Below are 25,981 nucleotides of genomic sequence, written 5' to 3'. Positions count from 1 at the left end.
CTCCACCCTGCCCCGCCAACCTGACAACAACCTGTGCGGGCTGTGATGAAACCGGGTGCGCGCCGATCGACGCGCCCGGACCGACCAGTGCGCGGCCCGGCCGGAACCCGCACACGCCGCACAATGTCCGCTGTGACCCCGTGCGCTCGTCGCTGCGCTGTACCGATCGCCCTCGCGATCGCGGTGGCCGCCCTGTGCTATTCGGCCTGGGTGCTGGAATTCGTGCTCCCGATCGACACCGACCCCGTCGACGGCTTCCTCAGCGAACTCGACGCCGAGGGCAAGCCCTACCGCGCGGTGTTCGCGACCGCCGACAAGCTCACGGGCCTGCTGCTGCTCCCCGCGGCCGTCGCCGGCCTGCTCGTGTTCCCCCGTCGCGGCTTGACCACCCTCGGTTGGTCGGCCCTGTTCTGCTTCGGCGCGGCCACCATCGCCGACACTCTGTTCCCCCTGCGGAAGTGCGCGACCGACTGCGCCGAGGGCGGCCTGTTCCCGCAACTGCACCAACCGCACGCCCTCACCAGCACCCTGGCGGTCACCTCGATCGCCGTTGCAGCCTTCGCCTTCAGCGCCGCCGCCTACCGCTACCGCCGCTGGCGGATCCTGCGTGAACTCGGGCTGGGCGTGCTCGCGATCGGCACCGCGGCGACGATCTGGATGTTGGTCGCCGACAACCTCCCCGGCTCCCACGCCCTCGGCATCGCCCAGCGCATCCAGGTCGGCGCGATGTCGTTGTGGTTGCTGGCCCTGGCTGCCGCGGTGCTGATCGAGTCGCGCGAGCACGCGGCGGCGGATTGCCCCGGCTAGCGCGGCCACCAATTTTGTGAACATTTCTTCCCCCTCCGATTGCGAAGACGTTGTCGGCCGATCGTCGCACCAGTCCGCTCGCCGGCCGCCGCCTCGACCACGAAAATCGCCTAGTTGTCCACAGCCTGAAAGTTATCCACAGGCCAGTTCACACAGCGTCGTCAACGCCCTCGACGGGCAAGACGAGCCGCTACGCTCGACCTCGTGACCACCAGCGATACCGCTACCCCCATCGACCTGCTGACTCAGGTCGCCGCTTCGACCGCGCGCCTTGATGCGTCGATCGGCGCCCTCACCGACACGGCGCTGGCCGAACCGTCCCTGTTACCCGGCTGGACTCGCGGTCATGTCGTCACCCACCTGTCCCGCAATGCCGACAGCATGCTGAACCTGTTGCTGTGGGCCCGCACCGGTATCGAGATCCCGCAGTACGCCAGCGCAGCCGTGCGCGACGCCGACATCGAAGCCGGTGCGCCGCGCCCACTGGATGTCCAGCACGCCGACTTCACCGCCGCGGCCCACCGCATGCGGGCGGTCGCCGATACCATGCCACCCGTCGACTGGCTCGCCGAAGTCCGCAACCGCCAGGGCGGCACCCTGCTCGCCGATCAGATCCCCTGGATGCGCTTGCGCGAGACCGAAATCCATCACGTGGACCTCGACGTCGGCTACACCCCCGTCGACTGGCCGGCCGAATTCGTCGCCCGCCTGCTCCCCGACGCCATCGCCGACCTGTCGGCGAAACTGCTCCCCGAAGCCACCCCCACCTTCGACATCCAATCCACCGACACCGACCTCATCGCCACCGTCGGCCCCGGCCGCCCCCACCACACCGTCCTCGGCCCCTCCCACGCCCTGCTGGCCTGGCTCCTCGGCCGCACCCCCGGTGCCGACCTCACCGGCCCACTCCCCCCACTCCCGGCTTGGAAGTAGGCAAAAGACCCGCTCCGTACCGACTGGTGCGAAGCGGATTGCCATGCGCCCGAGGGGATTCGAATCCCTAATATCTTGGCTGTTCCGTTGCTCTGCGATTGTCCGCTGACGTATTCCCAAACCTGCTGCTACCAGCATGTTTTGCGATCGTCGCTACGTGGCTGCCTGCCGTTGTCTGCCCGAATCGGCGGGGGTTGGTAGTGGTTGAGTCATGTCCGCCGACCCCGGGAGACCGCTCCCGTCATAAGCCGCAGGTTGAACGACTGCGGCTGGGATACGACAGTGAAGTCGCCAGTCGCCTGCAAGTGAAGGTCCACGGAGCAGCGCCAGATCAATCGGATGCAGCCGCCCACCAACCCGGTGGGCGGGTTGCTCACATGACGATCAGCGCAACGTACGCCGCGATAACGATGACGGCGAACACCATGGCGACGTAGCTGAGCACCGCACCGGGCGCGGGCTGACGCTCGGCGGCCAGCGCGCCCTTCATGAAGATCTGCGCCGGCGCGGTGTAGTGCACCTCGGTGGTGTGCCCGGGAAAGACCTGAACTTGGGCGAAGTTGCCGCCGTAGGCCATCCCCCACTGCATCGCGTCGACTGCCACCGTGTGCACACCGGGCGGTCCGGGAACGAAGTTGGCACCCCACTTGGTGTTCGGGATCGGATAGCCGTTGACCGCGACCTTCGTGCCGATACCGAAGGCGATCGGCAGCTTCCAGGTGTGGACGACGATGCCGGTCTCCCCCGGTACCACACGGAACTGTTGCTGCGCCGGAACGGCGGGCCCGGGTACGACACCGGTCACGAGATTCCCCCTCGAGCTGAGCGCCGGGCCTCGGGCCCGGCATTTGCGGAGACGGAAGGGTTTGAACCCCCGATGGTTTTACCCATACTCGCTTTCAAGACGAATAGTGACCGTCCGCGCGGAGTCTACTGACATCCGTACCCGTCTGCCGAGCGCGTGCTCGTCGCCGACGCGCCCGCAAACAACCACTCCGTGAAAGTACCTGGCGTTGGCCAACTCGGGGTGTTCCACGGCTGCGCCAGGACGTGGTCGACGTCGAGCTCCGACCGCACATTCCTCGATGGAGCGATGAAATCAGGGTGCGGTCCGATAGCGCGCCCTGGCAGCATGGCCGGATGTCAGATCTGCGGTGGAACGAGGCCAAGAACTTCTTCGACCCGAATCTGATGGGTACGCTGCCGGATCTCTGGGTGCCCGGCGTCACGGTCGCGGACTGGCAGGTGGTGTTCGACCTGGTCCAGTCCAGCGGGTGGCCATGGGAATACTTGGAAGGTGGCAACGTGCGACCGTTGCCGCCTGCTGCGGATGTGCTGCCGCCCGCTGCGGATGCGGAATACATCAGGCTGCCGGTTTGGCCCGTCCCGGGTGTGCAGGTGACTTTTTGGCCGATGTCGGCCGCAGAGATCGATTTCGACGTCGATCTTCGTGAGCTGCAAGGCCAGGCGGGTGTGGACACCCTGTGCGACTTCGTATGCGCGATCGGTCGTCGACTGGGCAAGCCGGTGTTCATGAGCGCCGAAGGTCAGTACGGTTACCCACTGCTCGGGTTCGATCCGGAAACCGACCGGGTGGTGCTGCTGGCAGATCCGATAGATCACGGATAGGTCAGCTCTCGGTCCGGCTCGAGCACAAGCCCAGTTGTCGCACGCGAAGCTGGATACAACCGAGCGGCACTACCTCGAACGGCGGACTGTCGGCCGGACGCGAGAATGGCCCTCGACCAGTTCGCACAGGGAAAGTAGTGGATCTGGCGAGACTTCCCCAAAACGTAGAACCGCCCCTCACCAGTAGGTCCTGGTGAGGGGCGGTTCTTTGTGCGCCCGAAGGGATTCGAACCCCTAACCTCTTGATCCGTAGTCAAGTGCTCTATCCGTTGAGCTACGGGCGCATGGTCTTGCTTGTTCAGTTGTTAACCCAGCGAGCTGGGTATGGCGGAGGCGAGAGGATTTGAACCTCCGGTCCCCGTGAAGGGACAACTCATTAGCAGTGAGTCCCATTCGGCCGCTCTGGCACGCCTCCTGGAGCCTTCTCTTTCGAGGGCACCGGTCCTTGTCGAACCGCCGGGAATGAAGATTACACGAGCTGTCGTAGTAGTCCAAAACGCCTGGTCAATCAGCGTAAGTTGCTGTCGAACCAGTCGTAGATGCGAGTCTGGGAATCGATCCGAATGGCGGTGGCCGCGTCGTCGTCGGGGTCGGGGCGGTCGGCGCGGTGTGTCAGGCCCGGATAGGTGATGGTGAGACTGGCCACATTGGCTCGTGCGGTCGCCTCGCGGAGCTGGTCGACGGCCGCCGGCGGGGTGGCCGGGTCGTCGGCGCCGAACAGGCCGAGCCACGGCGCCTGCAAGCTGGGTGCGATGTCCACGAGGGGGGCGTCCTGGGCTGCCAGCGGCTCGGTGATGCCCGCGGCCGCCACGCTCACCGCGGCGCCGATGGGCCGGTTGGTGGCCACCAGGAAGGCGGCGGTGCCTGCCGTGTCGAAGCCGAGCACGCCGATGGTGTCGGGGTAGACGCCACGGTTGGTGAGCCAGTCGAAGCCGGCGTCGAAGTCGGCGAACAGCTCCTCGCCGAACACTTCGGTGACGCGATCGTCGGCGATCCGGTCGAACAGGTGGGGCGCGACGACGATCCAGCCTTCGATCGACAACGACCGCATCAATTCCAGCAACTCGGGTGGGAGATCGCGGGACTCGTGCAACACGACGATGCCGCCGCGCGCGGCTCGTTCGGGTTCCACGACGGTGATCGGTACCGCCGTGCGTGGCGCGGACCCGGCCGTATCGGCGCCGCGCGACTCGCCGGTGGGCTCCACCGGCCGGAGTGGGGCGACATCGTTGTAAGTGCCCGGCATAAACCCAGCGTAGGCGGCAGAACTGGTCTTGGGTAGGGCTGTGCGCACGCGCCGCGCATCGGCCGGGTCGATGACCGTAGGCTGGGGGCGTGAGAGCGCACATCCGGCCCGACCTCGCCACCATCCCGGCCTATGTTCCCGGCCGCAACCACCCCGACGCGGTGAAGCTGGCATCGAACGAGACCACTTTCGGTCCGCTGCCCAGCGCCGCCAAGGCGATCGCGGAGGCGGCCGAACAGGCCAACCGGTATCCGGACAATCAGGTCACCGGGCTGCGGATCGCGCTCGCCGGGTTCCTCGGGGTCACCGTGGCGAATGTCGCTGTCGGCTGCGGCAGTGTGGCGCTGTGCCAGGAACTGGTGCAGATCACCTGCGACGCGTCCACCGACGAGGTCGTGTTCGCGTGGCGCTCCTTCGAGGCGTATCCGATCGTCACGCAGGTGGGCAATGCCACCGCCGTGCCGGTGCCGCTGACCGCGGACCAGCTGCACGACCTGGACGCGATGGCCGACGCGGTCACCGAGCGCACCAAGTTGATCTTCGTCTGCAATCCCAACAACCCCACCGGCACCGCGCACGGGCGCGCCGAGCTCGAGCGGTTCCTGGATCGGGTGCCCGCGCACGTGCTCGTGGTGCTCGACGAGGCGTATTACGAGTACATGCGGGTGAGCCCGGCGACCGACGGTGTCGAGATCGCCCGCTCCCGCCCGAATGTGGTGGTACTGCGCACCTTCTCCAAGGCGTACGGCCTGGCCGGGTTGCGGGTCGGCTACGCGGTGGGCGATCCCGAGGTGATCACCGCGCTGCTGAAGGTGCACATCCCGTTCAGCGTGAACCGGGTGGCGCAGGCGGCGGCGATCGCCTCGCTGGAGGCTCGCGGTGAACTCCTCGACCGCACTGAGGTGCTGGTGGAGCAGCGGCACAGGGTCGTCGACGCCCTGGTGACGGCGGGGTACGAGGTGCCGGCGAGCGAGGCCAACTTCGTATGGCTGCCGCTGGGTGCGGGCAGCGTCGAATTCGCCGAAGCCAGTGCCGCCGCGGGCGTGCTGGTCCGTCCGTTCGCGGGCGACGGCGTGCGGGTGACGATCGGCGACCCGCACGAGAACGAGCAGTTCCTCGCCTTCGCGACTGCACCGGAGACCGCCGCGCGCTTCCGCTAGACCCGGACGCGCGTCCGAGTCCAGTACGCCGCGCGCAGATCATCCCCGCGACGTCGGGTTGTTTGGTGAAAAGTCGACCGGGTATTTGCTGCCACGTAGCTGATCCGGCCATCCCCGATCACTGCACCCCGACTAGTCACCCACAACCAAGCGGAGCCGTCATCTCGGACCCGGCGCAGGTCGGGTCGACAGCCTCCGTACCCGGTAGGAGGGATGAACAATGAGCAAGGCAACCTTGGATTCACTGATCGGCGCCACCGCCTATGACGAGCGGGGCGAGAAGATCGGCAAGGTCAAGCAGATCTACATCGACAACAACACCGGTTCGCCCACCTGGGCAGCTGTGTCCACCGGCCTGTTCAGCCAGGATTCGCTGGTGCCGCTGGCCGGCGCCGAGCACCAGGCCGACGAGGACACGTTGCGCCTGCACGTGGACAAGGAACAGGTGAAGTCCGCACCGCATCTCGATGACGGCGGCCGGATCAGCTCGCAGTCCGAGCAGGAACTGTTCCACCACTACCACGTGGACCCGCGGGCAGCGGGCTGGAACACCTATGGCCGCCAGCAGATCCGCCCCGGTGGTGACGAGCCCATGACCCACGGCCACCGCGACACCGGCTCCGATCCGTCGATGGTGCGCTCGGAAGAGCAGCTGCGGGTGGACACCGAGAGCGAAGAGGTGGGCCGGGCCCGGCTGCGCAAGTACGTGGTGAACGAGGAGCAGACCATCACGGTCCCCACGACCCACGAGGAAGTGCACGTGGAACGCGAGCCGATCACCGATCGCACCGGCACCAGGCCCGACATGGGCGACGAGGAGCGCGAGGTGACCCTGCACGCCGATCAGGTACACGTGCAGAAGGAAGCCGTCCCGGTGGAACGGGTCCGCCTGGAAGTCGACGAAGTCCCCGAGGAGCAGACCGTCTCCGACACCGTCCGCAAGGAACGGGTCGACACCGAAGGGATCGACGACGATCGGCGCCGTAACCGCCCGTGACCCGAGCTGATTCGACTCAGGCCCCAGCCACCCGGCTGGGGCCTGATCATGTTGCGGAGACGGAGGGATTTGAACCCCCGGTGGTTTTACCCACGCTCGCTTTCAAGGCGAGTGCATTCGGCCGCTCTGCCACGTCTCCCTGGACTCAGATGGTAGCCGACGCCGATCTCGACGGGACATGGGTGACGATGGAGCCGACACTGACCGCCGAGCGTATCGGCTCGGCCCGATTACGCGGGGAGCGCACATGCACGCGATCGAACTGAACGGCTTCGGCGGGCCCGAGGTGCTGGAGTGGACCGTGACGGTGGACCCGGAGCCCGGTCCCGGTGAGGTGCTGATCGAGGTCGTCGCGGCGGGGGTGAACCGGGCCGATGTGATGCAGCGGCGCGGGCTGTATCCGCCGCCCGCCGACGCCAGTTCGGTGCTCGGACTGGAATGTTCGGGCACCATCGTCGGGTTGGGTCCGGGCGTGGCGGACTGGCAGGTCGGCGACCAGGTGTGCGCGCTGCTCGCCGGGGGCGGGTACGCGCAGTTCGTCGCGGTGCCGGCCACCCAGCTGCTGCCGATTCCGCAGGGGATGGATCCCGTGGCGGCCGCCGGGCTGCCGGAGGTGGCGGCGACGGTGTGGTCGAACCTGGTGATGACCGCCGGCTTGCGATCAGGGCAACTGGTGCTGATCCACGGCGGCGGTGGCGGCATCGGCACGCACGCGATCCAGGTGGCGCGTGGGCTCGGGGCACGGGTGGCGGTGACGGCCGGATCGGACGAGAAGCTGGCCAAATGCGGAGAGCTGGGCGCCGAGATCCTGATCAACTACCGCACCGAGGACTTCGTCGCGGTGCTCGCCGACGCGGGTGGTGCCGACGTGATCCTCGACAACATGGGCGCGAAATACCTGGAACGCAATGTCGAAGCGCTGGCCGCGCACGGGCGGCTGGTGGTGATCGGCATGCAGGGCGGTGTCTCCGGGACACTGAACCTCGCTGCGCTGCTGGGCAAATGGGGCACGGTGCAGGCGACGAACGTGCGCAACCGGCCGCAGCAGGGGCCGGGCAGCAAGGCCGAGATCGTGGCGGCGGTGCGCGCGCAGTTGTGGCCGCGGGTGGCCGCGGGCGAGATCGTTCCGGTGATCTCCGCGGAACTGCCGATCGCCGAGGCCGGGCGCGCGCACGAACTGCTCGACGACTCGCAGACCTTCGGCAAGGTCGTGTTGCGCGTGCGTGACTGAGCCCCGCCGCGCCGGTTGTTCCAGGAGTTGATTATTCGAGGGAGCTGAGTGCCCGGCCGAGCTGGTCGATCTCGTAGCGCGTCGTGTAGGGCGCCAACCCGATGGTGACCGCACCGCCCTCGTCGTTGACGCCCAGCGCGTCGAGCAGCCGGGAACCACCGTGCACACCGCTGACCGTGCCGATCCGGGCGTCGGCCAGCTTGGCGGCCACCTTTTCCGCCTGCATACCGGCCATCGTGAAGCTGACGGTCGGGATGCGGGTGGAGGCGCGTCCGATCACGGTGAGGTTGTCGACCTGCTCGAGCACCTGCATGAGGTGGTCGAAGAGCTGGTCGTGGTAGTCCTGCAGCGAGGTGATCGACATTTCCAGCCGTTCACGGCGGGTGCCGGTGGCACGCTCGTCGAGTCCGGCGAGGAAGTCGATCGACTGGGTGAGCCCGGCCAGCAACGCGTACTGGTGCCCGCCCACCTCTAGCCGTTCGGCGCCCTTGGCGTAGGGGTTGAGCGACATCGAGGGGATGCGGTCCAGGAAGGCGGGGTCACGGAAAACCAGCGCACCCACCTGCGGACCGCCCCATGACGGCGCGCTCAACGCGACCACGTCGGCGTTGAGTTCGTCGATGTCGATCAGGGCGTAGGGCGCGGCGCCGAAGGCGTCGGCCACCAGCAGCCCGCCCACGTCGTGCACCCGGTCGGCGGCCACCCGCACCGCGGGCGCCGAGCCGACGATCGGGGACGCGGCGGTGAGCGCGACCAGGCGCGCGGTGGGGCCGATCAGCTCCTCGAACTGCCACGCGGGCATCTCGCAGGTCTCGATCTCCACCTCGGCCCAGCGAACATGCGCGCCGTACCGGTTCGCGATGCGCAGCCACGGGGCCACGTTGGCTTCGTCGTCGAGGCGGGAGAGCACGATGCCGGTGCCCAGCCCCAGGCGCGAGCTCAGTGATTCGGCCAACCAGGCCAGCAGAACCGCACGATCGGGGCCGAGCACGACGCCGGCCGGATCTCCGCCGACCAGGTCGGCGACCGCCTCCCGGGCGGCGTCGAGAATCGCGCCGCTGCGGTTCGCCGCGCCGTGGCGGCCGATGTGGGAAAAGGAGGAGGTCCGGAAACCCGTTGAGACGGCGCGAGATACCGAATCGGGAACCAGCATCCCCGCCTGCGGGTCGAGATGGATCCAGCCGTCGCCCAGGGACGGTATCAGGCCCCGAACCCTCGCGACGTCATAAGTCATGGTGGTCACTTTAAGGCCAGCGGGCGCCCAGGTGTAACCGCCTGGGGGTTTTAGCGCGAACCCGGCACACACGCAATGATGGGGGTATGACGCACTCGGAGGATGTCCCCGAATCCATCGTCGTGATCGGTCCCGACGGCCGTCCGGTCACCGTGCCCGCCGACTCCGACGCCGCGGCCGCGTTCCCGGCACAGGAGCCGGGCGACGCGGCGAAATCCGACGGCGAGCGCGACGAATCGTCGGAGACGCTGTCGGAAATGGTGGAGCAGCCCGCCAAGGTGATGCGCATCGGCACCATGATCAAACAGTTGCTCGAGGAGGTGCGCGCGGCACCGCTGGACGACGCGAGCCGCACGCGTCTCAAGGAGATCCACAAGTCCTCGGTCCGCGAGCTCGAGCAGGGCCTGGCCCCCGAACTCCGTGAGGAACTCGAACGCCTCACCCTCCCCTTCACCGACGACTCGGTGCCCTCCGATGCCGAACTGCGCATCGCGCAGGCGCAGCTGGTCGGCTGGCTGGAGGGCCTGTTCCACGGGATCCAGACCGCGCTGTTCGCCCAGCAGATGGCGGCCCGCGCCCAGCTCGAGCAGATGCGTCACGCGTTGCCGCCGGGCGCGCATGCCGAGGCGAAGCCGGGTGGTCATGTGGGTGGGGGCCAGTACCTCTGAGGTCGGGTCGGATCACCCCTTCCCGCCCCCCGAACACCCGTGACCCAACCCTGTAAGGTCGGGGACCGTGCCCGCCGCTGCTGCTCGTCCCGAATCGGTCTCCGATCGGAGTGACGCGCGTAACGAAGAGAGCCCCGTGCCTGCCGACCCGACCCCCACCGATGCCGAACTGGCCGAAGCTGCCGACGCCGAGCACACCGCTGACGCGCCGCTGCTGGTGAAAACGCCGATGGTGTCGGATTCGCAGACCTTCGCCCGCGCGTTCAGGGACATGCGCGAAGGTCTGCACCAGCGTGAGCTGTGGTTGTCGCTGGGTTGGCAGGACATCAAACAGCGTTATCGCCGATCGGTGCTCGGTCCGTTCTGGATCACCATCGCCACCGGTTTGCAGGCGCTGGCGATGGGTCTGCTGTATTCGACGCTGCTGGATCAGCCGATCAGTGAGTACCTGCCGTATGTGACGGTGGGCCTGATCGTCTGGAACGTGATCAGCGCGTCGATCCTCGAGGGTTCCGATGTGTTCATCGCCAACGAGGGACTGATCAAACAGTTGCCGTCGGCGTTGAGCGTGCACGTGTATCGCCTGGTCTGGCGGCAGTTCCTGTTCTTCATCCACAATGCGGCCATCTACGCGCTGCTGCTGGTCGGGTTCGCGCTCTGGCGCAATCTCGATTGGTCGCTGCTGCTGGTGTTCCCCGCGATCCTGCTGCTGTTCCTCAATGCCATGTGGGTGACGATCGTCTTCGGCATCTTCGCCACCCGCTACCGCGACATCGCCCCGATCCTGGGTTCGATGACCTTGATGCTGTTCGTGCTCACCCCGGTGATGTGGTCGACGAAGGCACTCGAGGACTCCGTCGGCGGCATGAGTGACCGGGCGAAGCTGATCGAGATCATCCCCACCTTCCACTACCTGGAGATCATCCGCGCGCCCCTGCTGGGTGAGCCGACCGAATGGCATCACTGGGCGATCGTCGGCGCGATCACGCTGGTCGGCTGGATCGTCGCGATCCTGGCGCTCAAGCAGTACCGTGCCCGCGTCCCGTACTGGGTTTAGGAGCAGTCCGCCGATGAGCCGTGTGAGTATCGAAACCCATGACGCATGGGTCGAGTTCCCCATCTTCGACGCCAAATCGCGGTCGCTGAAGAAGGCGTTCCTCGGCAAGGCCGGTGGTGCGATCGGACGCAACAGTTCCGATGTGGTGGTGGTCGAGGCGCTGCGCGAGATCAACCTGTCGCTCAAGGAGGGCGACCGGGTGGGCCTGGTCGGTCACAACGGCGCAGGCAAGTCGACGCTGCTGCGGTTGCTGTCGGGCATCTACGAACCCTCGCGCGGTAGTGCGCGTATCCGCGGTCGGGTCGCGCCCGTGTTCGACCTCGGTGTCGGCATGGACCCGGAGATCTCGGGCTACGAGAACATCATCATCCGGGGGTTGTTCCTCGGGCAGACGCGCAAGCAGATGCTGGCCAAGATCGACGAGATCGCCGACTTCACCGAACTCGGCGAGTACCTGTCGATGCCGTTGCGCACCTATTCCACCGGGATGCGGGTGCGGCTGGCGATGGGCGTGGTCACCTCGATCGACCCGGAGATCCTGCTGCTCGACGAAGGCATCGGCGCGGTCGACGCGGAGTTCATGAAGAAGGCCCGCACCCGGCTGCAGTCGCTGGTCGCGCGCTCGGGCATCCTGGTTTTCGCCAGCCACTCCAACGAATTCCTCGCCCAGCTCTGCGATACCGCGATGTGGATCGACCACGGTCAGATCCGCGAACAGGGCGGAATCGAAGACGTTGTGCGAGCGTATGAAGGGCCCGAAGCGGGTAATCACGTGGCACAGGTGCTGCGCGAGCTGGAAACCGAGGGCGCTGACGGCGCGACGGGCGAGAAGAAGCTGGAGCAGAACAAGGCATGAGGGGTCAACGGCCGGAGGCGGCGGCGCAGCGTAACCACGATGGCCGCCCGGGTATGCCCGGTGGACCAGCATGAGTAGCGGCCGAGGCGATGCGCCGGCGCCCGCCGTCGTTCCGGGCGGATTCAGCATGACCGATCGGCTCGAGGCAGCTGTCCCGGCTCCTGTCGAGCCTTCCGCGGCGGCACGTTCGGCTGCCCCTGCGACTTCGGCTGCCGCCGCGCCTTCCGACGACTCGATGACGCCCGACGACGCAGCGAATCCCGGCGACGAGGCAGCGCCCGACAATTCGGTGACGCCCGGTGATGCGGCAGGCGCGGATGCGGACTCGAATGTGGCAGACGGCGAAGCCTCGCTCCCACCCGGTGCCGAACCGGCCGACCTGAGCACCGATACCGGCCCGAACGCGCGGATCATCGCGGTGGTGGTCACGCACAAGCGTCGTGAACTGCTCGCTGAATCGCTGAAAGTTCTCGCCTCACAGTCACGTTCGATCGACCATCTGATCGTCGTCGACAATGCCAACGAGGACGAGGTGGCCGAGCTGGTCGCTCAGCAACCGATCGAGGCGACCTACCTGGGTTCGCGCCACAACCTCGGCGGCGCGGGCGGTTTCGCGCTCGGCATGCTGCACGCGCTCACCCAGGGCGCGGACTGGGTGTGGCTGGCCGATGACGACGGCCGGCCCGATGGCCCCGAAGTGCTTGCGACACTGATCGATTGCGCACAGAGGCACAACCTGGTCGAGGTGTCGCCGGTGGTCTGTGACATCGACGAACCCGACCGGCTGGCCTTCCCGCTGCGTCGTGGTGTGGTGTGGCGACGCCTGCGTTCGGAGCTCGGTGACGAGGATTTCCTGCCCGGTATCGCGTCGCTGTTCAACGGCGCGCTGATCTCGGCGAAGGCCGTGGACCTGATCGGTGTGCCCGACCTGCGCCTGTTCGTGCGTGGTGACGAGGTGGAGGTGCACCGCCGGCTGGTCCGTTCCGGGCTGCCGTTCGGTACCTGCTTGCAGACCGCCTACCTGCATCCCAATGGCGCCGAGGAATTCAAGCCGATTCTGGGCGGGCGGATGCACACCCAATATCCCGATGACCCGGTGAAGCGATACTTCACCTACCGCAATCGTGGATATCTGATGGCCCAGCCCGGTATGCGCAAACTGTTGCCGCAGGAATGGATTCGTTTCTCCTGGTTCTTCCTGGTGACCCGCCGTGACCCGGCGGGACTGAAGGAATGGTTCCGGCTGCGTTCGCTCGGCCGCAACGAGCATTTCGGCAAACCGGATCAGCCTCCCCAAAAATAGGGCTGGTTAGCGCGCGCGTTTCCCCCTAACATCTGCGAACGTGACCTTCAGAACGAGTATCGCGTCCGCTGCCGCCGCCGTTCTCGCGGGTGGGGCCTTGTGCCTGGCCGCCCCGGGCGCCGCCCATGCCGCCGACCCGTGCCAGCTCAGCCGGTCCAATCAGGGACCGCGCACTTGCGAAATGACAGAAATGCGGACCGGCCCGGTCATGACTCTGGGCAACGGCGCCTGTGTCGGCCTGCTGAATGTGGCGGGCACCGCGTTCGACGGCCCGCTCGCCGAATACACCCCCGCGCCCGGCGCCTTGCACGCGATCTCGCTGCGCATCTCGCAGGGATTCTCCCCGCTGGGCAACTGGGCGCCCACGCTGCTGGCGTGCGATGTGAACATCATCGTCGACTGGAAGAACCTGGACAGTGGCGCTACCGGCTCGGTGACCCGCTTCATCCCGGCGAACAAGACCAGCACCTACCCGGTCCAGGACGTGGTCGCCTACACCGGCCCCGGTCGGGTCGAGATCACCGTCCGCACCGACAAGCCGCATCTGCCCCAGTCCACCGAGGTCTTCGTACCGTAATCGACACCGCACGCTGGACCCGCACGGCGGCGCGAGTTCGCCCACGCGATGGCGGTGACGTCGTGTGCGGAAAATAGATTGCGGGCGCAGCCCGTGGTCGGGCAGAGTTGACGGTGAAACGTTGGAGAGGAGGTGGATGTCCGTGAGTACACACGTGTGGATTGCCGTGGCCGGGCGGCGCGCTTGTGCGCCCGACCTGGTTGCTCCGGACATCACCTCTACTCGCTGAACCCCTTCGTCGGGTTCGGCAACCGACGAAGGATTCTCTCATCGTGGTCGACTACGACCTGCTCGTCCCTTACGGCTGGACCGAAGCCGTAGCTTCTCGATATCTGCCGCTGATCGGTGATCTCGTGCCCGCCCGCGTCGTGCGGATGGACCGCAGCGAATGCGATGTGGTGACACCACGCGGACCCGCCCGAGCTGCCTGCCCGCGTGACATCACCGGGCTGTGCACCGGCGACTGGGTCGGTCTCGATGCCGACGGCACTGTGCGGCAACTACTCCCGCGCGAGTCGGCGATCACGCGATCGTCGGTGTCGGGGCGTTCGGTGGCCCAAGTGCTGGCCGCAAATGTGGACACCGTGCTGATCTGCACCGCCGCCGATGGCGACGTTGATCTGGGACGGATCGAGCGGATGCTCGCGCTGGCCTGGGAAAGCGGTGCTCAGCCGGTGGTCGTGCTGACCAAAGCCGATGCGGCGGACGACCTGCGGCTCGATGCGGTACGTACGGTCGCGCCGGGGGCAACGGTGGTCGCGGTGAGCGCGGCCGCTGGGGCCGGTCTCGAGGATCTCACCGCTGTACTCACCGGCACCGTCGCCTTGATCGGCCCGTCCGGTGCGGGCAAGTCCACCCTCGCCAACGCCCTGCTCGGGGCGGAGGTGTTCGCCACCAACGCGGTGCGCGCGGTCGACGGCAAGGGCCGCCACACGACCGTGCACCGTGAGCTGCGGCCACTCCCGGGCGGCGGCACCCTGATCGACACCCCCGGTCTGCGCGGCGTCGGCCTCTTCGACGCCGCCGAAGGCATCGGCAGGACTTTCAGCGATATCGAGTCCCTCGCCGCCGATTGCCGTTTCGCGGATTGCGGCCACGAGACCGAACCCGGTTGCGCGGTCCGCGCCGCCCTGGCCGAGGGCACCATCACCGAACGCCGGCTCACCAGCTACCGCAAGCTGGCCAGGGAGAACGAGTGGATGGCCGCCCGCTCCGACAAGCGCCTGGCCGCCGAGCGCGAACGCGCCTGGCGCACCATCGCCAAACAACAGCGCAGGCAGTACCGCGAACGCGGCCACCGCTGACCCGCCCGACCACCACGCCACCGCAGCGTAGGCCCCTCCGCCTACGCCACTCCGACGGCGTGGTGGTCGTGGTGCACCCAGTTGGACGTGCGATCACCAGGCAACTGTGTAGACATCGGCCGAGAAGGAAAACCCACCAGAGCCTGATGATCTTGGTTGAGTGGTGGTGGCTAGGTGGGGTCGATGCCGTAGAGGCGGGCCCAGTTTTCTCGGCTGGTGAGTTCGGGGACAGCTGCTCGGTATTCGGATTGCAGGGCGGGGAGTTCTTTGCGGAGTTTGCGCAGGGTGCGGTAGGTGCGGATGAGGAGGGCGCGGGCGCGGGCCTTGTCGCGGCGGCGGACGCGGACGCCGGATTGGGAGGCGTCGGTGACCACGACGTGGTCGAAGAGGCCGACGTGCCACCAGTGCGCGTCCTCGCGGGTGACGCCGATCAGGCCGTGCTGGGTGCGACCGGTCCACTGCATGATCGCGCGCTTGATCAGCACCAGGGTGACCCGGCTCGGCTCGCCACTGGCGCGGCGCACGTGGATCTCGGCCGCGTTCACCGGCGGGGTGCTGGCCGGGTGCTTGATGGTCTCGGGGTAGTCGTTGCGGGAGGCGCGGGCGGCGGCCAGGGCCTCGATGCCGCCGTCGCGCAGCACCTTCGGGCCCTTCATGAAGTCCTCGATGCCCTGCAGGGTGGTGTGCACCAGTCCGTACTGCATGCCGACGAGATGCTCGGCGATGTAGCGGAAGAACTCCCTGGTGATCGCCTTGCCGTCGAGCTCGGTGTGCAAGGTGCTGACGATGAGCGAGTTACGGGTGGAGAAATAGCGCGCCCAGTCGTCGTAGTCCTTCCAGTAGAAGTCGGCGTGCCAGACCGCGGCGTTGGGCAGGGTCACGGTGACGAAGCCGTTCTCGCGGGCCCGCACGCCGTACTCGACGTCGTCCCACTGGAAGAAGATCGGGACCGGCAGGCCGATCTTCTTCACCACCTCGGCCGGGATCAGGCAGGTCCACCAGGCGTTGTAGCCGGCGTCGACGCGCCGCTCCTGGTTCTTCTTGAGCATGGAGGTGTTGCGCAGCGCCTTGGGCACCTTCTGGCCGTGCTTGAGCTCGCCCAGGCGCACATCTTCGGCGCCGACGTTGAGGTAGTCGGGGTTGAGCAGGAACAGCATCTGCGCGCCGACCAGGGTCGGTTCGACCGTGAGGTTGGCGAAAGCCTGCAACCGCAGCACGGTTTCGGGTTCGCAGAGGATGTCGTCGTCCATCAGGATCACGTCGGCGTGCTCGTTGGCCGCCGACACCTCGTAGAGGCCGCGGGTGAAACCGCCCGCACCGCCGAGGTTGGGCTGGCGGATATAGCGCAGTTTGTCACCGAAGTCGGGGCGCACCCGCTGGAACAGCGGGCGGTTCTCGACCAGGTCGGTGCCCTGGTCCACCACGTACACCGCGTCGATGGCGGCCAGCACGGTGGCGTCGGAGGCCAGTGCGGCCACGGTGTGCGCGCAGTCCTCGGCCCGGTTGAAGGTGCAGATCGCGATGGCCACCGGGCGCAGGGTCTCGGGTGCGGCGGCGGTCCAGGCGAGTTCGGTGATGTCGAGTTCGCCGCCGACCGCGTCGAACTCGAGCCAGAGCGCGCCACCGTCGACGTACTGGTCCAGCGGCGCGCTCAGGGTGACGTGCCCGCTGCCGGTGGCCACCGAGGAGGCGACGATGCGCCGGTGTCCGGCGATGTCGGAGGCCACCAGGCGCACGTTGGCTTTGTTGCCCACGGTCAGATTCGCGGTCACCGACACCTCGGTGACGGTGGTCCAGCGCTGCCAGTAGCTGGCGGCGAAGCGGCCGAAATAGGTGTTGGTGTGGGCGGTCGCGCCCTTGGGCAGGTGCAGCGACAGGCGTTCGCGCGCTGCCGCACCCCCCTTGACGACCGCGTAGAGCTCGTCGCTCACCCGGGCCGACGGGCCGGTGAAGATGCCCCTGGCCAGGACCAGCCGTTCGGGGGCCGAGTGTTCACCTCGCAGGGATGCGGGCGCGGCCTCGTTCGATTCGGTCACGGCTTGCGTAGCCGACGTTTCCATGAAGTCCTCGAAATTCTCGGTATCGACTGCGCCGACGCAGGCAGTCACGTAAAGAAAGGGCGTCGCGACGGGCGGGGGTGAGGATATCAATCGTGGGTTACCCGCGCGGTGTCAGTGAGGGGTTACCGCACCCCGCGCGTGTTGCTCGGGCGTAACCGAAGAGCCGGTGAACACGAATTTGTCGTAGGCCCAGTAGCGGAATACGACGGCGAGCGCCTGCCCGATCAAGGTGCCGGAAATGTTGTCCGACAGTGGGGACGACAGGTCGAGCACATAGCGGGAAAAGCCGAGGCAGCCCAGTTGCAGACCGATCGCGACGATGTTGAACAAAAAGTACAGAAGGTATTCGCGCCCTGGTTTGTCGGTTTTCTTGTGTGCGAAGGTCCACCACTTGTTGCCGAAGTAGGTGACCACCGTCGCCACCACGATCGCGATGATCTTGGCCGGTAGCGGGAGGTGGTAGAGGACACCTTCGGCGAAGCCGAAGCCGCCGTCCCAGAACACCAGCAGGTTGTAGGTACCCGCGTCGACCAGGAAGCCGATCGCGCCGACGACGAGAAAAGCCGCGCCCTGGCGCAACCCGGCCACCACCCGGCTCACGAGCGAGGCCGGCGCGGAGATATCGGGCTGTGACACGCTCCGACGGTAGCCCAACCGCACCCCGGCACGGCCGTCGGCCACACCGGGCAAACATCGCAAACCTGATACCGCGCTCCCGGCCGCGCCAACCCGTGAGCGCCAGCGCACCGCGAAACCGCTTCCGGTAACCTCCCGATGACCCATTGCTGCCTACATCGAGGATTTGACCCGGGTGGACTCCACCGAGCTTCGCATTGCCGCCGTGGTCCCCTGCCACAACGAAGAGGCTGCGGTCGCCAAGGTCGTCACCGACCTCAAGGCCGCCGTGCCGGGGATCGTCGTCTACGTCTACGACAACCTGAGCACCGACCGCACCGCCGAATGCGCCCGCGAGGCCGGGGCGATCGTGCGCTACGAGAACACCAAGGGCAAAGGCAATGTGGTTCGCCGCGCCTTCGCCGATATCGAGGCCGACGTCTACTTGATGATCGACGGCGACGACACCTACGAGGCGTCGGCGGCCCCACTGATGATCAAGACGCTGCTCGAGGGCCCCTACGATCACGTGCTCGGCGTGCGCAAGCAGGACGAGGACACCCACGCCTACCGGTCCGGTCACGAGACCGGCAACAAGGTGCTCAACGGCGTGGTCGGCAAGGTCTTCGGCGAGAACGTCGAGGACATGCTGAGTGGCTTCCGGGTGTTCTCGCGCCGGTTCGTCAAGAGTTTCCCCGCGGTCTCGCGCGAGTTCGAGATCGAGACCGAACTGACCGTGCACTCGCTGCACCTGCGGGTGCCGCAGACTTCGGTGGCCGTCGGTTTCCGTGATCGCCCCGCGGGCAGCGAATCCAAGCTGCGCACCTACCGCGACGGCACCAAGATCCTGGCGCTCATCCTCGGGCTGGCCCGGCACGAGCGCCCCGTCGCGTTCTACGGTCTGTTCGGCACCCTGGCCTGGCTGATCTCGATCATCCTCACCGTGCCGATCGTGATCGAGTTCTACAACACCCACGAGGTGGCGCGCTTCCCCACGTTGTTCTTCGCGTTCACGCTGATGCTGCTGGGCAGCCTCGCCTGGACCGCGGGCCTGGTGCTCGACGGCATCCGCCGCTCGCGGCACGAGACGGCGCGACTGGTGTACCTGCGTTACGCGGCCGCCGGGGTGGGTGCCGATATCGCGACCGGAGACCTTCGGTGACCACTTCCACCGAACCCGAAACCACCGTCATCGAGAAGAGTCCGGCTCCCGCACCATCGACCAGTGATCGAGTGCTGGCCCCGGTGCGCGCGCTGACCCGGCGTTTCGGCGCCGCGACGGTCGCGTTCGCGGTGATCGCCACCGTCTTCGGCGCCCTGTTCGCCGTGCTCACCCCGCCGTTCTGGGGCCACGACGAACTCACCCAGTTCGGCCGCGCCTACCAGGTGGCCCACGGCGGAGTGCTTCCACAGCGCATCGACGACGACCGCGGTGTCGCCTTCGGCGGGCAGATCCCGGTGAGCGTCGACGAGCTGATGGGCTACGCCTTCCGCGACTACAACGACAACCCCGAAGAGCCCGGCGCGATGGTGGCCGACCCGGGAGCCTACGACCGGCTCGGTGCCGCCGAGATCTCCTCGACCACCCAGCAGATGTGGTTCACCAACACCGCCGCGTACTCCCCGGTGCCGTATGTGCCCGCGGCGGTGGGTATTCGGCTCGGCGAGGCGCTGGGCCTGAATGTCGGCGGAATGTATCTGCTGACGCGGTTGGCCGGGCTGGTGGCCTACCTCGGTGTGGTCGGGTTCGGGCTCTACGCGCTGCGGGAGCGGCGCAGCCAGTGGTTGGTGTTCACCGTGGCGGTGCTGCCGATCGCACTGTTCCAGGCGGGCACCGTCACCGCCGACACGCTCACCAACGCCCTGGCCATCATGGTGTCGGCGTTGCTGTTGAAGGCGCTGTTCGTCGGCGACCGGTTGCGTCCGGTGGAAACCGGCGCCCTGCTGGCCGCCACGATCGCGCTGCCATTGAGCAAACCGACGTATGTGCTGCTGGCGATGTTGGTGGTGATCGTGCCCGCCGACCGGCTGGGCTTCACCGGGAAACTGAAATGGATCCCGTGGGCTTTCGCGGCCGTGGGTGGCGCACTGTTCCTCACCTGGACCAAGATCGCGTCGGCGACCGGTGACGGCATGAGCTTGATGCGCCCACCGCACCAGTGGGGCCAGGTGCGCCCCGCCGATCAGCTGAAGGGCATCCTCGGCGATCCCGCGCAATTCGTGCACACCTTCGGCGAGAGCATCGCCCTGCGCGATCACCGCTGGTTCAGTCAGTTCTTCGGTGAGCTGGGCTTCGCCTATGTGGACGTGCCCGCCGTCTCGATGCTGGCGTGCCTGATCGCGTTCGCGGTGAGTTTCGGTATCGCCGATCGCATGAGCACCGTGACAGCCACTTTCCGGCGCACCCTGATCGTGGCGCTGACGGTGCTGGCGAGCGTGGCGATGATCTACGTGACGCTGTACATGTCGTTCACGCCGGTCGACTTCTACCTCATCGACGGTGTGCAGGGCCGGTACTTCGTGCCCCTGGCCATCGTGGGTCTGGCGGTGGTGGCGCGCTGGGTGCCGTTGCGGCTCACCGATGCCGAAGGCGTGATCCCCACACGTGGCACGGCGATCACCGTCACCTGTGCGTCGCTGTTCGCGTTGATCGCGGCGGCCGCGACGTACTACACCGTCGTCTGGGGATGATTCAGAGTTTCTGTTCGCCCGCGGCCGCGTAGGCGCGTTCGGTGGCGGCCTTCTTCGGCCGCCACCAGTCCTCGTTCTCGCGGTACCAGGTGACCGTGTCGGCCAGGCCGGCGCGGAAGTCCGCGTACCGCGGTGACCAGCCCAGTTCTGCTTTCAGCAGGCTCGCGTCGATGGCGTAGCGCTGGTCGTGGCCGGGGCGGTCGGTGACGTGGTCGAAGTCGGTGGGGTCGCGGTCGAAGGCTTGCAGGATCAGCCGCACCACGCTCAGGTTGTCGAGTTCGCCGTCGGCGCCGATCAGATAGGTCTGTCCGATCCGGCCGCGCTCGAGCACGTCCCAGACCGCGCGATTGTGGTCGTCGACGTGGATCCAGTCGCGCACCTGGTGGCCCGCACCGTAGAGACGTGGGCGCACCCCGTCGATCAGATTGGTGATCTGGCGGGGGATGAACTTCTCCACGTGCTGGTACGGGCCGTAGTTGTTGGAGCAGTTCGACAAGGTGGCGCGCACGCCGAACGAACGGGTCCAGGCGCGCACCAGCAGGTCGCTGCCGGCCTTCGTCGCCGAGTAGGGGCTCGACGGGTTGTAGGCGGTGGTCTCGGTGAACGCGGGGTCGGTGGCGGTCAGGTCGCCGTAGACCTCGTCGGTGGAGACGTGGTGGTAGCGCACGTCGTGGCGGCGCACGGCCTGCAGCAGTGAGTAGGTGCCGACGATATTGGTCTGCACGAACGGCCACGGCTCGGCCAGGGAGTTGTCGTTGTGCGATTCGGCGGCGAAGTGCACCACCGCGTCGACCCCGCTCACCAGGTTGTCGACCAGGTCGAGGTCGGCGATGTCGCCGTGCACGAAGTCGATCCGGTCGGCCACCGGATCCAGCGACGCGCGGCTACCCGCGTAGGTGAGCGCGTCGAGCACGGTCACCCCGACATCCGGGCGGGTGGCCACGGTCTGGTGGACGAAATTCGCACCGATGAACCCGGCCCCGCCGGTAACGAGCACTCGCACGGCGTCAACGATACGTGCTCGGTGCTCGCCCCGGCCGGTGCATTGTCAACAAACCAGCCGTCTGGCGTCAGTCCGGGCCACCCCCGCTCGAGCGTTCCGCGTGCAGGCACGCCGCGGCCCAGGCAAGCCCATGTCCAGGCGTGACGCGTCCAGGCGTGACGCGTCCAGCCGTGACGGGCTCAGGCAGTTCGTGCGCGCTCGGCCGGCGCCAGTGCTGTGCGGACGAACTTCGACACCCGTCCGAGCGCCGAGCGGCTTTCGGGCATGCTCGGCAGGATGCTCATGAACGCGTGCACCTGGCCGCGCCACAGCTCGAGGGTGTTGGGGACACCGGCGGCGGTGAGGCGGTGGGCCATGAGTTCGCAGTCGTAGCGCAGCAGTTCGTCTTCGGCGGCGATGAGCAGCACCGGTGGCAGGCCGGCCAGGTCGGCGTTGACCGGTGACAGCGCCGGATCCAGCGGACCCGCGTGTTCGGCGCCCAGATGCACCACGGCCTCGAGCCCGGCCAGTGGGATGTAGGCGTCGCGGCTGACGTTCACGTAGTCCTGCTTGGCCCGGTAGTCCAGATCGAGCAGCGGGCTCAGACCGATGAGGCCGGCGGGCAGTGGCAGGCCGATCTCACGCGCGCGCAGTGCGGTGGCGAAGGTGAGGAAGCCGCCCGCCGAGTCACCGGCGAACACGATGCGAGCCGGGTCGGCGCCGTGACGCAGCAGCCAGCGGTAGGCCAGCACACAGTCGTCGATCGAGGCGTCGATCGAGCCGGGGAGCTGCCGGTATTCGACATTGAGCACCGGTAGCCCGGTCCGCCTGGCCAGGCCGGCCACGATCGCGCGGTGCGTACGCAGCCCGCAGACCGCGAAGCCGCCGCCGTGCAGGTACAGCATGGCGCCGTGGCGCAGGGCGCGGGAACCGCCGGCCGGCCGCACGATTTCCATCTTGAAGCCGTCGAGCTGGATCTGTTCGCGCTCGATGCCTTGTGGTTCGGGTCGCAGCCGGGCGAGCAGGTCGACCGCGGCGGCGCCGACCGGGATGGTGGTCCGGTTGATGGGGACGGTGCGCAGCAGTGGCCCGACGAGTCCGAGGCAGGCGCCCATCAGGACTCGTGAGGAAGTACTGCCGCGCCCGGAGTTGACGATGATGCCCTGGGCGACCTTGTCCGCGGCCGGTGCCGGGGCGGCGGGCAGAATCCCGCCGATCGCACCGGGCCTGCCGATCTTCGTGACTACCATCGCGCACCTACCTCAGAGCTGGCGCGTCGACCCCTCCCCAGGCAATCCCCGGATCGGATGTCGGCGCTGACATCTAACACAGTGATGTTTCACACATCGAGGCTCACATAATCAGATGCACGCCCCGTCTGTACCAGGAATCGCCCGACACGCCCGGTCCCGAAACCTCCGTGACCAATTCGTCTACGTGTCGGAACCTCCCCGTCTTCGACAAGCGCGGAACTGGCAGACTTGCCACCTATGCGCGGAATCATCTTGGCGGGCGGCACCGGATCGCGGTTGCACCCGATCACGCGCGGGGTGAGCAAGCAGCTCGTCCCGGTCTACGACAAACCGATGATCTACTACCCGTTGTCCACCCTCATGCTGGCAGGCATCGACGACATTCTCGTGATCACCACGCCGGAAGATGCCGCCGCATTCACCCGCCTGCTCGGTGACGGCAGCCAGTTCGGCGTGGCCATCAGCTATGTGGTCCAACCCGAACCCGACGGCCTGGCCAGCGCTTTCGTCCTCGGCGCCGACCACATCGGCACCGAACCCGCGGCCCTGGTACTCGGCGACAACATCTTCCACGGCCCCGGCCTCGGCACCAGCCTGCACCGCTTCCACGACATCGACGGCGGCGCGGTGTTCGCCTACTGGGTCGGCGATCCGACCGCCTACGGCGTGGTGGAATTCGCGCACGGCCGCGCGGTGTCCATCGAGGAAAAGCCCAAGGTGCCGCGCTCGAACTACGCCATCCCCGGCCTGTACTTCTACGACAACGACGTAGTGGAGATCGCGCGTTCGCTGCGCCCGTCGGCGCGCGGCGAGTACGAGATCACCGACATCAACCGCGCCTACCTCGAGCAGGACAGGCTCAGCGTCGACGTGCTCGCCCGCGGCACCGCCTGGCTCGACACCGGTACCTTCGACTCACTGCTCGACGCCGCCAACTACGTACGCACCATCGAGGAACGCCAGGGCCTCAAGATCGGCGTGCCCGAAGAGGTGGCCTGGCGGCGCGGGCTGATCTCCGACGAACAGCTGTGCGAGCTGGCCGAGCCGATGGTGCGCTCCGGCTACGGCCGCTACCTGCTGGACCTGATCGACCGCGGAAAAGACTGGTAAGCATGGAATTTCGTGAAATGACGATCCCCGGCGCGTGGGTCGTCACCCCCCGCCTGCTCGGTGACGACCGCGGCATGTTCTGCGAGACGTTCAAGGCCTCGGAGTTCGAGAAGGCCACCGGGCGCCCCTTCGGCTTGCAGCAGGTGAACACCTCGGTCTCGGCCGCCGGTGTGCTGCGCGGCATCCACTACACCGAAGACCCGCCCGGACAGGCCAAGTATGTGACCTGCGTACGCGGTGCGTTCCTGGACGTGGTGGTCGACCTACGCCCCGGCTCACCCACCTACGGCACCTGGGACAGCGTGCTGCTCGACGACGTGGACCGGCGCTCGGTGTTCCTGTCCGAGGGCCTCGGCCACGCGATCCTGTCCCTGGAGAACCGTTCGACCGTGAACTACCTGTGCTCGCTCGAGTACTCCCCCGAATTCGACCGCGACCTCGACGCTTTCGACCCCCAGCTGGCCATCGACTGGCCCACCGAGGGACGCGACGGCCGCCCACTCACCTACATCCGCTCCGCGAAAGACCAAGCCGCCAAGGGGCTGTGACATGGGCGGCTGGCGCCGCGGGTTTTTCGGCCCTGGTTGCCTCGCATCCGAGGGGCGATACTTCGGCTTCGCCGTTACGTATCGCCCCTCGGATGCGAGGCGGCCGAAAAACCTTGGTGGGACAGCTTTGCGAACGCCGAATGGCACCACTCCTGTGAAAGGTGGTGCCATTCGGGTATTTACGATCAGCCGACCGGCTCGAGTACCTTCTCTTCGATCACCGCAGTGGGAGTGACTCGCTTGCGCGGCCAGAAGACGGTGAGTGCTACCAGGGCGCCGACGATGGTGACGCCTGCGGCGAACTCCAGGCCCGGGCGGTAGGTGTCGAGCATCTGCTGCGGTGAGGTGCTCGTGTGGGTGCCGGAGGTGACGATCGCGGTGGTCACCGCGAGCACCACGGCCGCGCCGACCTGCATCGAGGTCTGCAAGACGCCGGCCGCCAGGCCCTGCTCTTCGTCCTCGATACCGCTGGTGGCCTGCACGTTGATGGCCGGGAAGCCCACCCAGCCGACGCCGATCAGCAAGACGGCGGGCAGCAGCACGGTCAGGTAGTCGGGCGCGGTGTCGATGCGCAGGAACATCAGGTAGCCGATGGCCATCACCGACAGCGTCACCGCGATCACCGGTCCGGTGCCGAAGCGGTCGATCAGCTTGTCGGAGAAGAAGGCCGAACCCACGACCAGCACACCTACCGGGAGCAACGCCATCGCCAGCTTCAGCGGCGACCAGCCGAGGGTGTCCTGCAGGTACAGGGTGACGATGAACTGCCAGCTGAAGTAGGAGCCGGCCAGCGCGACGATGGCCAGTCCGGCCCGCACCAGCGACACCTTGCGCAGGATGCCCAGCCGGATCAGCGGGTGACGCACCCGCTGTTCGGTGACGACGAACGCGGTGAACAGGGCGATCACGGCGAGGAACGAGCCGAGTGTGCGTGCCGAGGCCCAGCCGACTTCGGGCGCGGTGACCACGGTGTAGACCAGCAGCAGCATGCCCCCGGTGGACAGCAGCGCGCCGAGTAGGTCGTGCCCGCCTTCTTCGGCCTTGCCGTCCTTGGGCAGCAGCAAGAACGCGGCGACCAGCGCGGCGAGGGCGATCGGGACGGGCAGCAGGAAGGTCCAGCGCCAGCCGATGCCGGTCATCAGGCCGCCGAACAGCAGGCCCATGGAGTAGCCGCCCGCACCGAAGACGGTGTAGATCGACAGCGCCTTGTTGCGCGCTTTTCCTTCGGCGAAGGTGGTGGTGATGATCGACAGGCCGGTGGGGGCGGTGAACGCCGCGGCCAGACCCTTGATGAAGCGGGTGACGATCAGCAGCGTCGGGTCACTGACCAGGCCGCCGATCAGCGAGGCCACGGCGAAGACGGCCAGCGCGACGAGGAAGACCTTGCGGCGGCCGAGCAGGTCGGCGGTGCGGCCGCCCAGCAGCAGCAGGCCACCGTAGCCGAGCACGTAACCGCCGACGAGCCACTGCAGGGTGGAGGTGGACATGTCGAGTTCGGCGCCGATGGACGGCAGGGCCACGCCGATCATCGAAACGTCGAGCCCGTCGAGGAACAGCACGATGCACAGAGTGATCAGCATGGCCCACAGCCGGGTGGGCCATCTGGTCGGATCGGCCGCCTGGTCTGTGGCCGAGAGCGAAGCTGGCGAAGTCATGCGGCAGACGTTACATGCACACGCATTAATTGCCAACACATAAATTGCGTTTGCATAGGCATGGG

Annotated in this window: 24 protein-coding genes and 3 tRNA genes; 16 read left to right on the top strand and 11 right to left on the bottom strand. The window is 67.3% G+C overall.

Annotated elements, in window-relative coordinates:
• The first annotated feature begins 123 nt into the window (after positions 1 to 123).
• Together ACFO5K_RS21640 and ACFO5K_RS21635 are read left to right on the top strand one after the other, a co-directional pair.
• Positions 124 to 807: a DUF998 domain-containing protein gene (locus ACFO5K_RS21640; RefSeq protein ID WP_378565908.1), complete on the top strand. Its 684-nt coding sequence runs from the start codon at positions 124 to 126 to the stop codon at positions 805 to 807.
• A 204-nt stretch (positions 808 to 1,011) separates the two neighbouring features.
• The gene (locus ACFO5K_RS21635) at positions 1,012 to 1,740 is read left to right on the top strand and encodes a maleylpyruvate isomerase family mycothiol-dependent enzyme (RefSeq protein WP_378565905.1); all 729 of its coding nucleotides are present in this window, start codon (positions 1,012 to 1,014) and stop codon (positions 1,738 to 1,740) included.
• Positions 1,741 to 2,113: 373 nt separating this feature from the next.
• Here ACFO5K_RS21635 and ACFO5K_RS21630 read toward each other — a convergent pair whose 3' ends face one another.
• A complete protein-coding gene (locus ACFO5K_RS21630; RefSeq protein ID WP_378565902.1) occupies positions 2,114 to 2,545 on the bottom strand; it encodes a hypothetical protein in 432 nt (143 codons plus the stop codon).
• Positions 2,546 to 2,790: 245 nt separating this feature from the next.
• On the opposite strand from ACFO5K_RS21630, the gene ACFO5K_RS21625 reads away from it, so the two are divergent.
• Positions 2,791 to 3,369, top strand: a complete 579-nt coding sequence (locus ACFO5K_RS21625) for a hypothetical protein (RefSeq protein WP_378565899.1) — start codon at positions 2,791 to 2,793, stop codon at positions 3,367 to 3,369.
• Between the two features lie 211 nt (positions 3,370 to 3,580).
• On the opposite strand, the gene ACFO5K_RS21620 is transcribed toward ACFO5K_RS21625, so the two are convergent.
• From ACFO5K_RS21620 to ACFO5K_RS21610, 3 genes are all read right to left on the bottom strand, one after another.
• A tRNA-Arg gene (locus ACFO5K_RS21620) sits at positions 3,581 to 3,653 on the bottom strand.
• A 41-nt stretch (positions 3,654 to 3,694) separates the two neighbouring features.
• Positions 3,695 to 3,784 (bottom strand) — tRNA-Ser (locus ACFO5K_RS21615).
• A 93-nt stretch (positions 3,785 to 3,877) separates the two neighbouring features.
• Positions 3,878 to 4,615 carry a dienelactone hydrolase family protein gene (locus ACFO5K_RS21610; protein ID WP_378565896.1) on the bottom strand — a complete coding sequence of 246 codons (738 nt, stop codon included), beginning with the start codon at positions 4,613 to 4,615 and terminating at the stop codon, positions 3,878 to 3,880.
• A gap of 89 nt (positions 4,616 to 4,704) precedes the next feature.
• On the opposite strand from ACFO5K_RS21610, the gene hisC reads away from it, so the two are divergent.
• Both hisC and ACFO5K_RS21600 read left to right on the top strand, forming a co-directional pair.
• Entirely contained in the window at positions 4,705 to 5,775 is a 1,071-nt protein-coding gene (hisC, locus tag ACFO5K_RS21605; protein ID WP_378565893.1) for a histidinol-phosphate transaminase, read from the top strand.
• A 220-nt stretch (positions 5,776 to 5,995) separates the two neighbouring features.
• The gene (locus tag ACFO5K_RS21600; RefSeq protein ID WP_378565890.1) at positions 5,996 to 6,772 is read left to right on the top strand and encodes a DUF2382 domain-containing protein; all 777 of its coding nucleotides are present in this window, start codon (positions 5,996 to 5,998) and stop codon (positions 6,770 to 6,772) included.
• Between the two features lie 54 nt (positions 6,773 to 6,826).
• Here ACFO5K_RS21600 and ACFO5K_RS21595 read toward each other — a convergent pair.
• Positions 6,827 to 6,911 (bottom strand) — tRNA-Ser (locus tag ACFO5K_RS21595).
• Between the two features lie 108 nt (positions 6,912 to 7,019).
• Here ACFO5K_RS21595 and ACFO5K_RS21590 point away from each other — a divergent pair.
• Positions 7,020 to 8,003 (top strand): NAD(P)H-quinone oxidoreductase, encoded by a 984-nt coding sequence (locus ACFO5K_RS21590; protein WP_378565887.1) that lies wholly within the window; start codon positions 7,020 to 7,022, stop codon positions 8,001 to 8,003.
• Between the two features lie 31 nt (positions 8,004 to 8,034).
• On the opposite strand, the gene ACFO5K_RS21585 is transcribed toward ACFO5K_RS21590, so the two are convergent.
• Positions 8,035 to 9,237: a cysteine desulfurase-like protein gene (locus ACFO5K_RS21585; protein ID WP_378565884.1), complete on the bottom strand. Its 1,203-nt coding sequence runs from the start codon at positions 9,235 to 9,237 to the stop codon at positions 8,035 to 8,037.
• An 86-nt stretch (positions 9,238 to 9,323) separates the two neighbouring features.
• On the opposite strand from ACFO5K_RS21585, the gene ACFO5K_RS21580 reads away from it, so the two are divergent.
• The 6 genes from ACFO5K_RS21580 to rsgA all read left to right on the top strand — a co-directional run bounded on the left by ACFO5K_RS21580 (position 9,324) and on the right by rsgA (position 15,002).
• A complete protein-coding gene (locus ACFO5K_RS21580; protein ID WP_378565881.1) occupies positions 9,324 to 9,905 on the top strand; it encodes a bacterial proteasome activator family protein in 582 nt (193 codons plus the stop codon).
• A gap of 169 nt (positions 9,906 to 10,074) precedes the next feature.
• Positions 10,075 to 10,962 carry a galactan export ABC transporter permease subunit Wzm/RfbD gene (gene wzm, locus ACFO5K_RS21575; RefSeq protein ID WP_378566250.1) on the top strand — a complete coding sequence of 296 codons (888 nt, stop codon included), beginning with the start codon at positions 10,075 to 10,077 and terminating at the stop codon, positions 10,960 to 10,962.
• A 13-nt stretch (positions 10,963 to 10,975) separates the two neighbouring features.
• Positions 10,976 to 11,818, top strand: a complete 843-nt coding sequence (wzt, locus tag ACFO5K_RS21570; RefSeq protein ID WP_378565878.1) for a galactan export ABC transporter ATP-binding subunit Wzt/RfbE — start codon at positions 10,976 to 10,978, stop codon at positions 11,816 to 11,818.
• Between the two features lie 235 nt (positions 11,819 to 12,053).
• On the top strand, positions 12,054 to 13,121 hold the full coding sequence (glfT1, locus tag ACFO5K_RS21565; RefSeq protein ID WP_378566247.1) for a galactofuranosyltransferase GlfT1: 1,068 nt from the start codon (positions 12,054 to 12,056) through the stop codon (positions 13,119 to 13,121).
• 181 nt (positions 13,122 to 13,302) lie between these two features.
• Complete coding sequence (locus tag ACFO5K_RS21560) at positions 13,303 to 13,698, top strand: hypothetical protein (RefSeq protein WP_378565875.1); 396 nt, start codon at positions 13,303 to 13,305, stop codon at positions 13,696 to 13,698.
• A gap of 272 nt (positions 13,699 to 13,970) precedes the next feature.
• A complete protein-coding gene (rsgA, locus tag ACFO5K_RS21555; protein ID WP_378565872.1) occupies positions 13,971 to 15,002 on the top strand; it encodes a ribosome small subunit-dependent GTPase A in 1,032 nt (343 codons plus the stop codon).
• Between the two features lie 170 nt (positions 15,003 to 15,172).
• On the opposite strand, the gene ACFO5K_RS21550 is transcribed toward rsgA, so the two are convergent.
• Positions 15,173 to 17,062: a glycosyltransferase gene (locus ACFO5K_RS21550; protein WP_378565869.1), complete on the bottom strand. Its 1,890-nt coding sequence runs from the start codon at positions 17,060 to 17,062 to the stop codon at positions 15,173 to 15,175.
• Positions 17,063 to 17,173: 111 nt separating this feature from the next.
• Entirely contained in the window at positions 17,174 to 17,698 is a 525-nt protein-coding gene (locus ACFO5K_RS21545) for a GtrA family protein (RefSeq protein ID WP_378565866.1), read from the bottom strand.
• 175 nt (positions 17,699 to 17,873) lie between these two features.
• Between ACFO5K_RS21545 and ACFO5K_RS21540 the strand changes: the two genes are divergently transcribed.
• On the top strand, positions 17,874 to 18,839 hold the full coding sequence (locus ACFO5K_RS21540) for a glycosyltransferase (RefSeq protein ID WP_378565863.1): 966 nt from the start codon (positions 17,874 to 17,876) through the stop codon (positions 18,837 to 18,839).
• Positions 18,836 to 20,368, top strand: coding sequence for a DUF2142 domain-containing protein (locus ACFO5K_RS21535; protein ID WP_378565860.1), 1,533 nt, complete (start codon positions 18,836 to 18,838; stop codon positions 20,366 to 20,368). Before ACFO5K_RS21540 ends, ACFO5K_RS21535 begins: the two co-directional genes overlap by 4 nt.
• A 1-nt stretch (position 20,369) precedes the next feature.
• On the opposite strand, the gene rfbB is transcribed toward ACFO5K_RS21535, so the two are convergent.
• Together rfbB and ACFO5K_RS21525 are read right to left on the bottom strand one after the other, a co-directional pair.
• A complete protein-coding gene (gene rfbB / locus ACFO5K_RS21530) occupies positions 20,370 to 21,371 on the bottom strand; it encodes a dTDP-glucose 4,6-dehydratase (protein ID WP_378565857.1) in 1,002 nt (333 codons plus the stop codon).
• Positions 21,372 to 21,550: 179 nt separating this feature from the next.
• On the bottom strand, positions 21,551 to 22,600 hold the full coding sequence (locus tag ACFO5K_RS21525; protein ID WP_378565854.1) for an alpha/beta hydrolase: 1,050 nt from the start codon (positions 22,598 to 22,600) through the stop codon (positions 21,551 to 21,553).
• A gap of 240 nt (positions 22,601 to 22,840) precedes the next feature.
• Between ACFO5K_RS21525 and rfbA the strand changes: the two genes are divergently transcribed.
• Both rfbA and ACFO5K_RS21515 read left to right on the top strand, forming a co-directional pair.
• A complete protein-coding gene (gene rfbA, locus ACFO5K_RS21520) occupies positions 22,841 to 23,713 on the top strand; it encodes a glucose-1-phosphate thymidylyltransferase RfbA (RefSeq protein WP_378565851.1) in 873 nt (290 codons plus the stop codon).
• A 2-nt stretch (positions 23,714 to 23,715) separates the two neighbouring features.
• Entirely contained in the window at positions 23,716 to 24,261 is a 546-nt protein-coding gene (locus ACFO5K_RS21515) for a dTDP-4-dehydrorhamnose 3,5-epimerase family protein (protein WP_378565848.1), read from the top strand.
• A gap of 185 nt (positions 24,262 to 24,446) precedes the next feature.
• Here ACFO5K_RS21515 and ACFO5K_RS21510 read toward each other — a convergent pair whose 3' ends face one another.
• Positions 24,447 to 25,916 carry an MFS transporter gene (locus ACFO5K_RS21510; RefSeq protein ID WP_378565845.1) on the bottom strand — a complete coding sequence of 490 codons (1,470 nt, stop codon included), beginning with the start codon at positions 25,914 to 25,916 and terminating at the stop codon, positions 24,447 to 24,449.
• Between the last annotated feature and the right edge of the window lie 65 nt (positions 25,917 to 25,981).

The organism is Nocardia halotolerans (assembly GCF_042650145.1).
Classification (GTDB): Bacteria; Actinomycetota; Actinomycetes; order Mycobacteriales; family Mycobacteriaceae; genus Nocardia; species Nocardia halotolerans.
Note: the sequence above shows the minus strand (reverse complement) of the source record. Positions and strands in the feature narration are given on the sequence as shown.

Bases quoted from the DNA above. Each gene is read 5' to 3' on its own strand.
- ACFO5K_RS21640 (WP_378565908.1), top strand. From the start codon at position 124: ATGTCCGCTGTGACCCCGTGCGCTCGTCGCTGCGCTGTACCGATCGCC.
- ACFO5K_RS21610 (WP_378565896.1), bottom strand. From the start codon at position 4,615: ATGCCGGGCACTTACAACGATGTCGCCCCACTCCGGCCGGTGGAGCCC.
- ACFO5K_RS21600 (WP_378565890.1), top strand. From the start codon at position 5,996: ATGAGCAAGGCAACCTTGGATTCACTGATCGGCGCCACCGCCTATGAC.
- ACFO5K_RS21590 (WP_378565887.1), top strand. From the start codon at position 7,020: ATGCACGCGATCGAACTGAACGGCTTCGGCGGGCCCGAGGTGCTGGAG.
- ACFO5K_RS21585 (WP_378565884.1), bottom strand. From the start codon at position 9,237: ATGACTTATGACGTCGCGAGGGTTCGGGGCCTGATACCGTCCCTGGGC.
- ACFO5K_RS21580 (WP_378565881.1), top strand. From the start codon at position 9,324: ATGACGCACTCGGAGGATGTCCCCGAATCCATCGTCGTGATCGGTCCC.
- wzt (WP_378565878.1), top strand. From the start codon at position 10,976: ATGAGCCGTGTGAGTATCGAAACCCATGACGCATGGGTCGAGTTCCCC.
- glfT1 (WP_378566247.1), top strand. From the start codon at position 12,054: ATGACGCCCGACGACGCAGCGAATCCCGGCGACGAGGCAGCGCCCGAC.
- ACFO5K_RS21560 (WP_378565875.1), top strand. From the start codon at position 13,303: ATGACAGAAATGCGGACCGGCCCGGTCATGACTCTGGGCAACGGCGCC.
- ACFO5K_RS21550 (WP_378565869.1), bottom strand. From the start codon at position 17,062: ATGGAAACGTCGGCTACGCAAGCCGTGACCGAATCGAACGAGGCCGCG.
- ACFO5K_RS21525 (WP_378565854.1), bottom strand. From the start codon at position 22,600: ATGGTAGTCACGAAGATCGGCAGGCCCGGTGCGATCGGCGGGATTCTG.
- rfbA (WP_378565851.1), top strand. From the start codon at position 22,841: ATGCGCGGAATCATCTTGGCGGGCGGCACCGGATCGCGGTTGCACCCG.
- ACFO5K_RS21515 (WP_378565848.1), top strand. From the start codon at position 23,716: ATGGAATTTCGTGAAATGACGATCCCCGGCGCGTGGGTCGTCACCCCC.
- ACFO5K_RS21510 (WP_378565845.1), bottom strand. From the start codon at position 25,916: ATGACTTCGCCAGCTTCGCTCTCGGCCACAGACCAGGCGGCCGATCCG.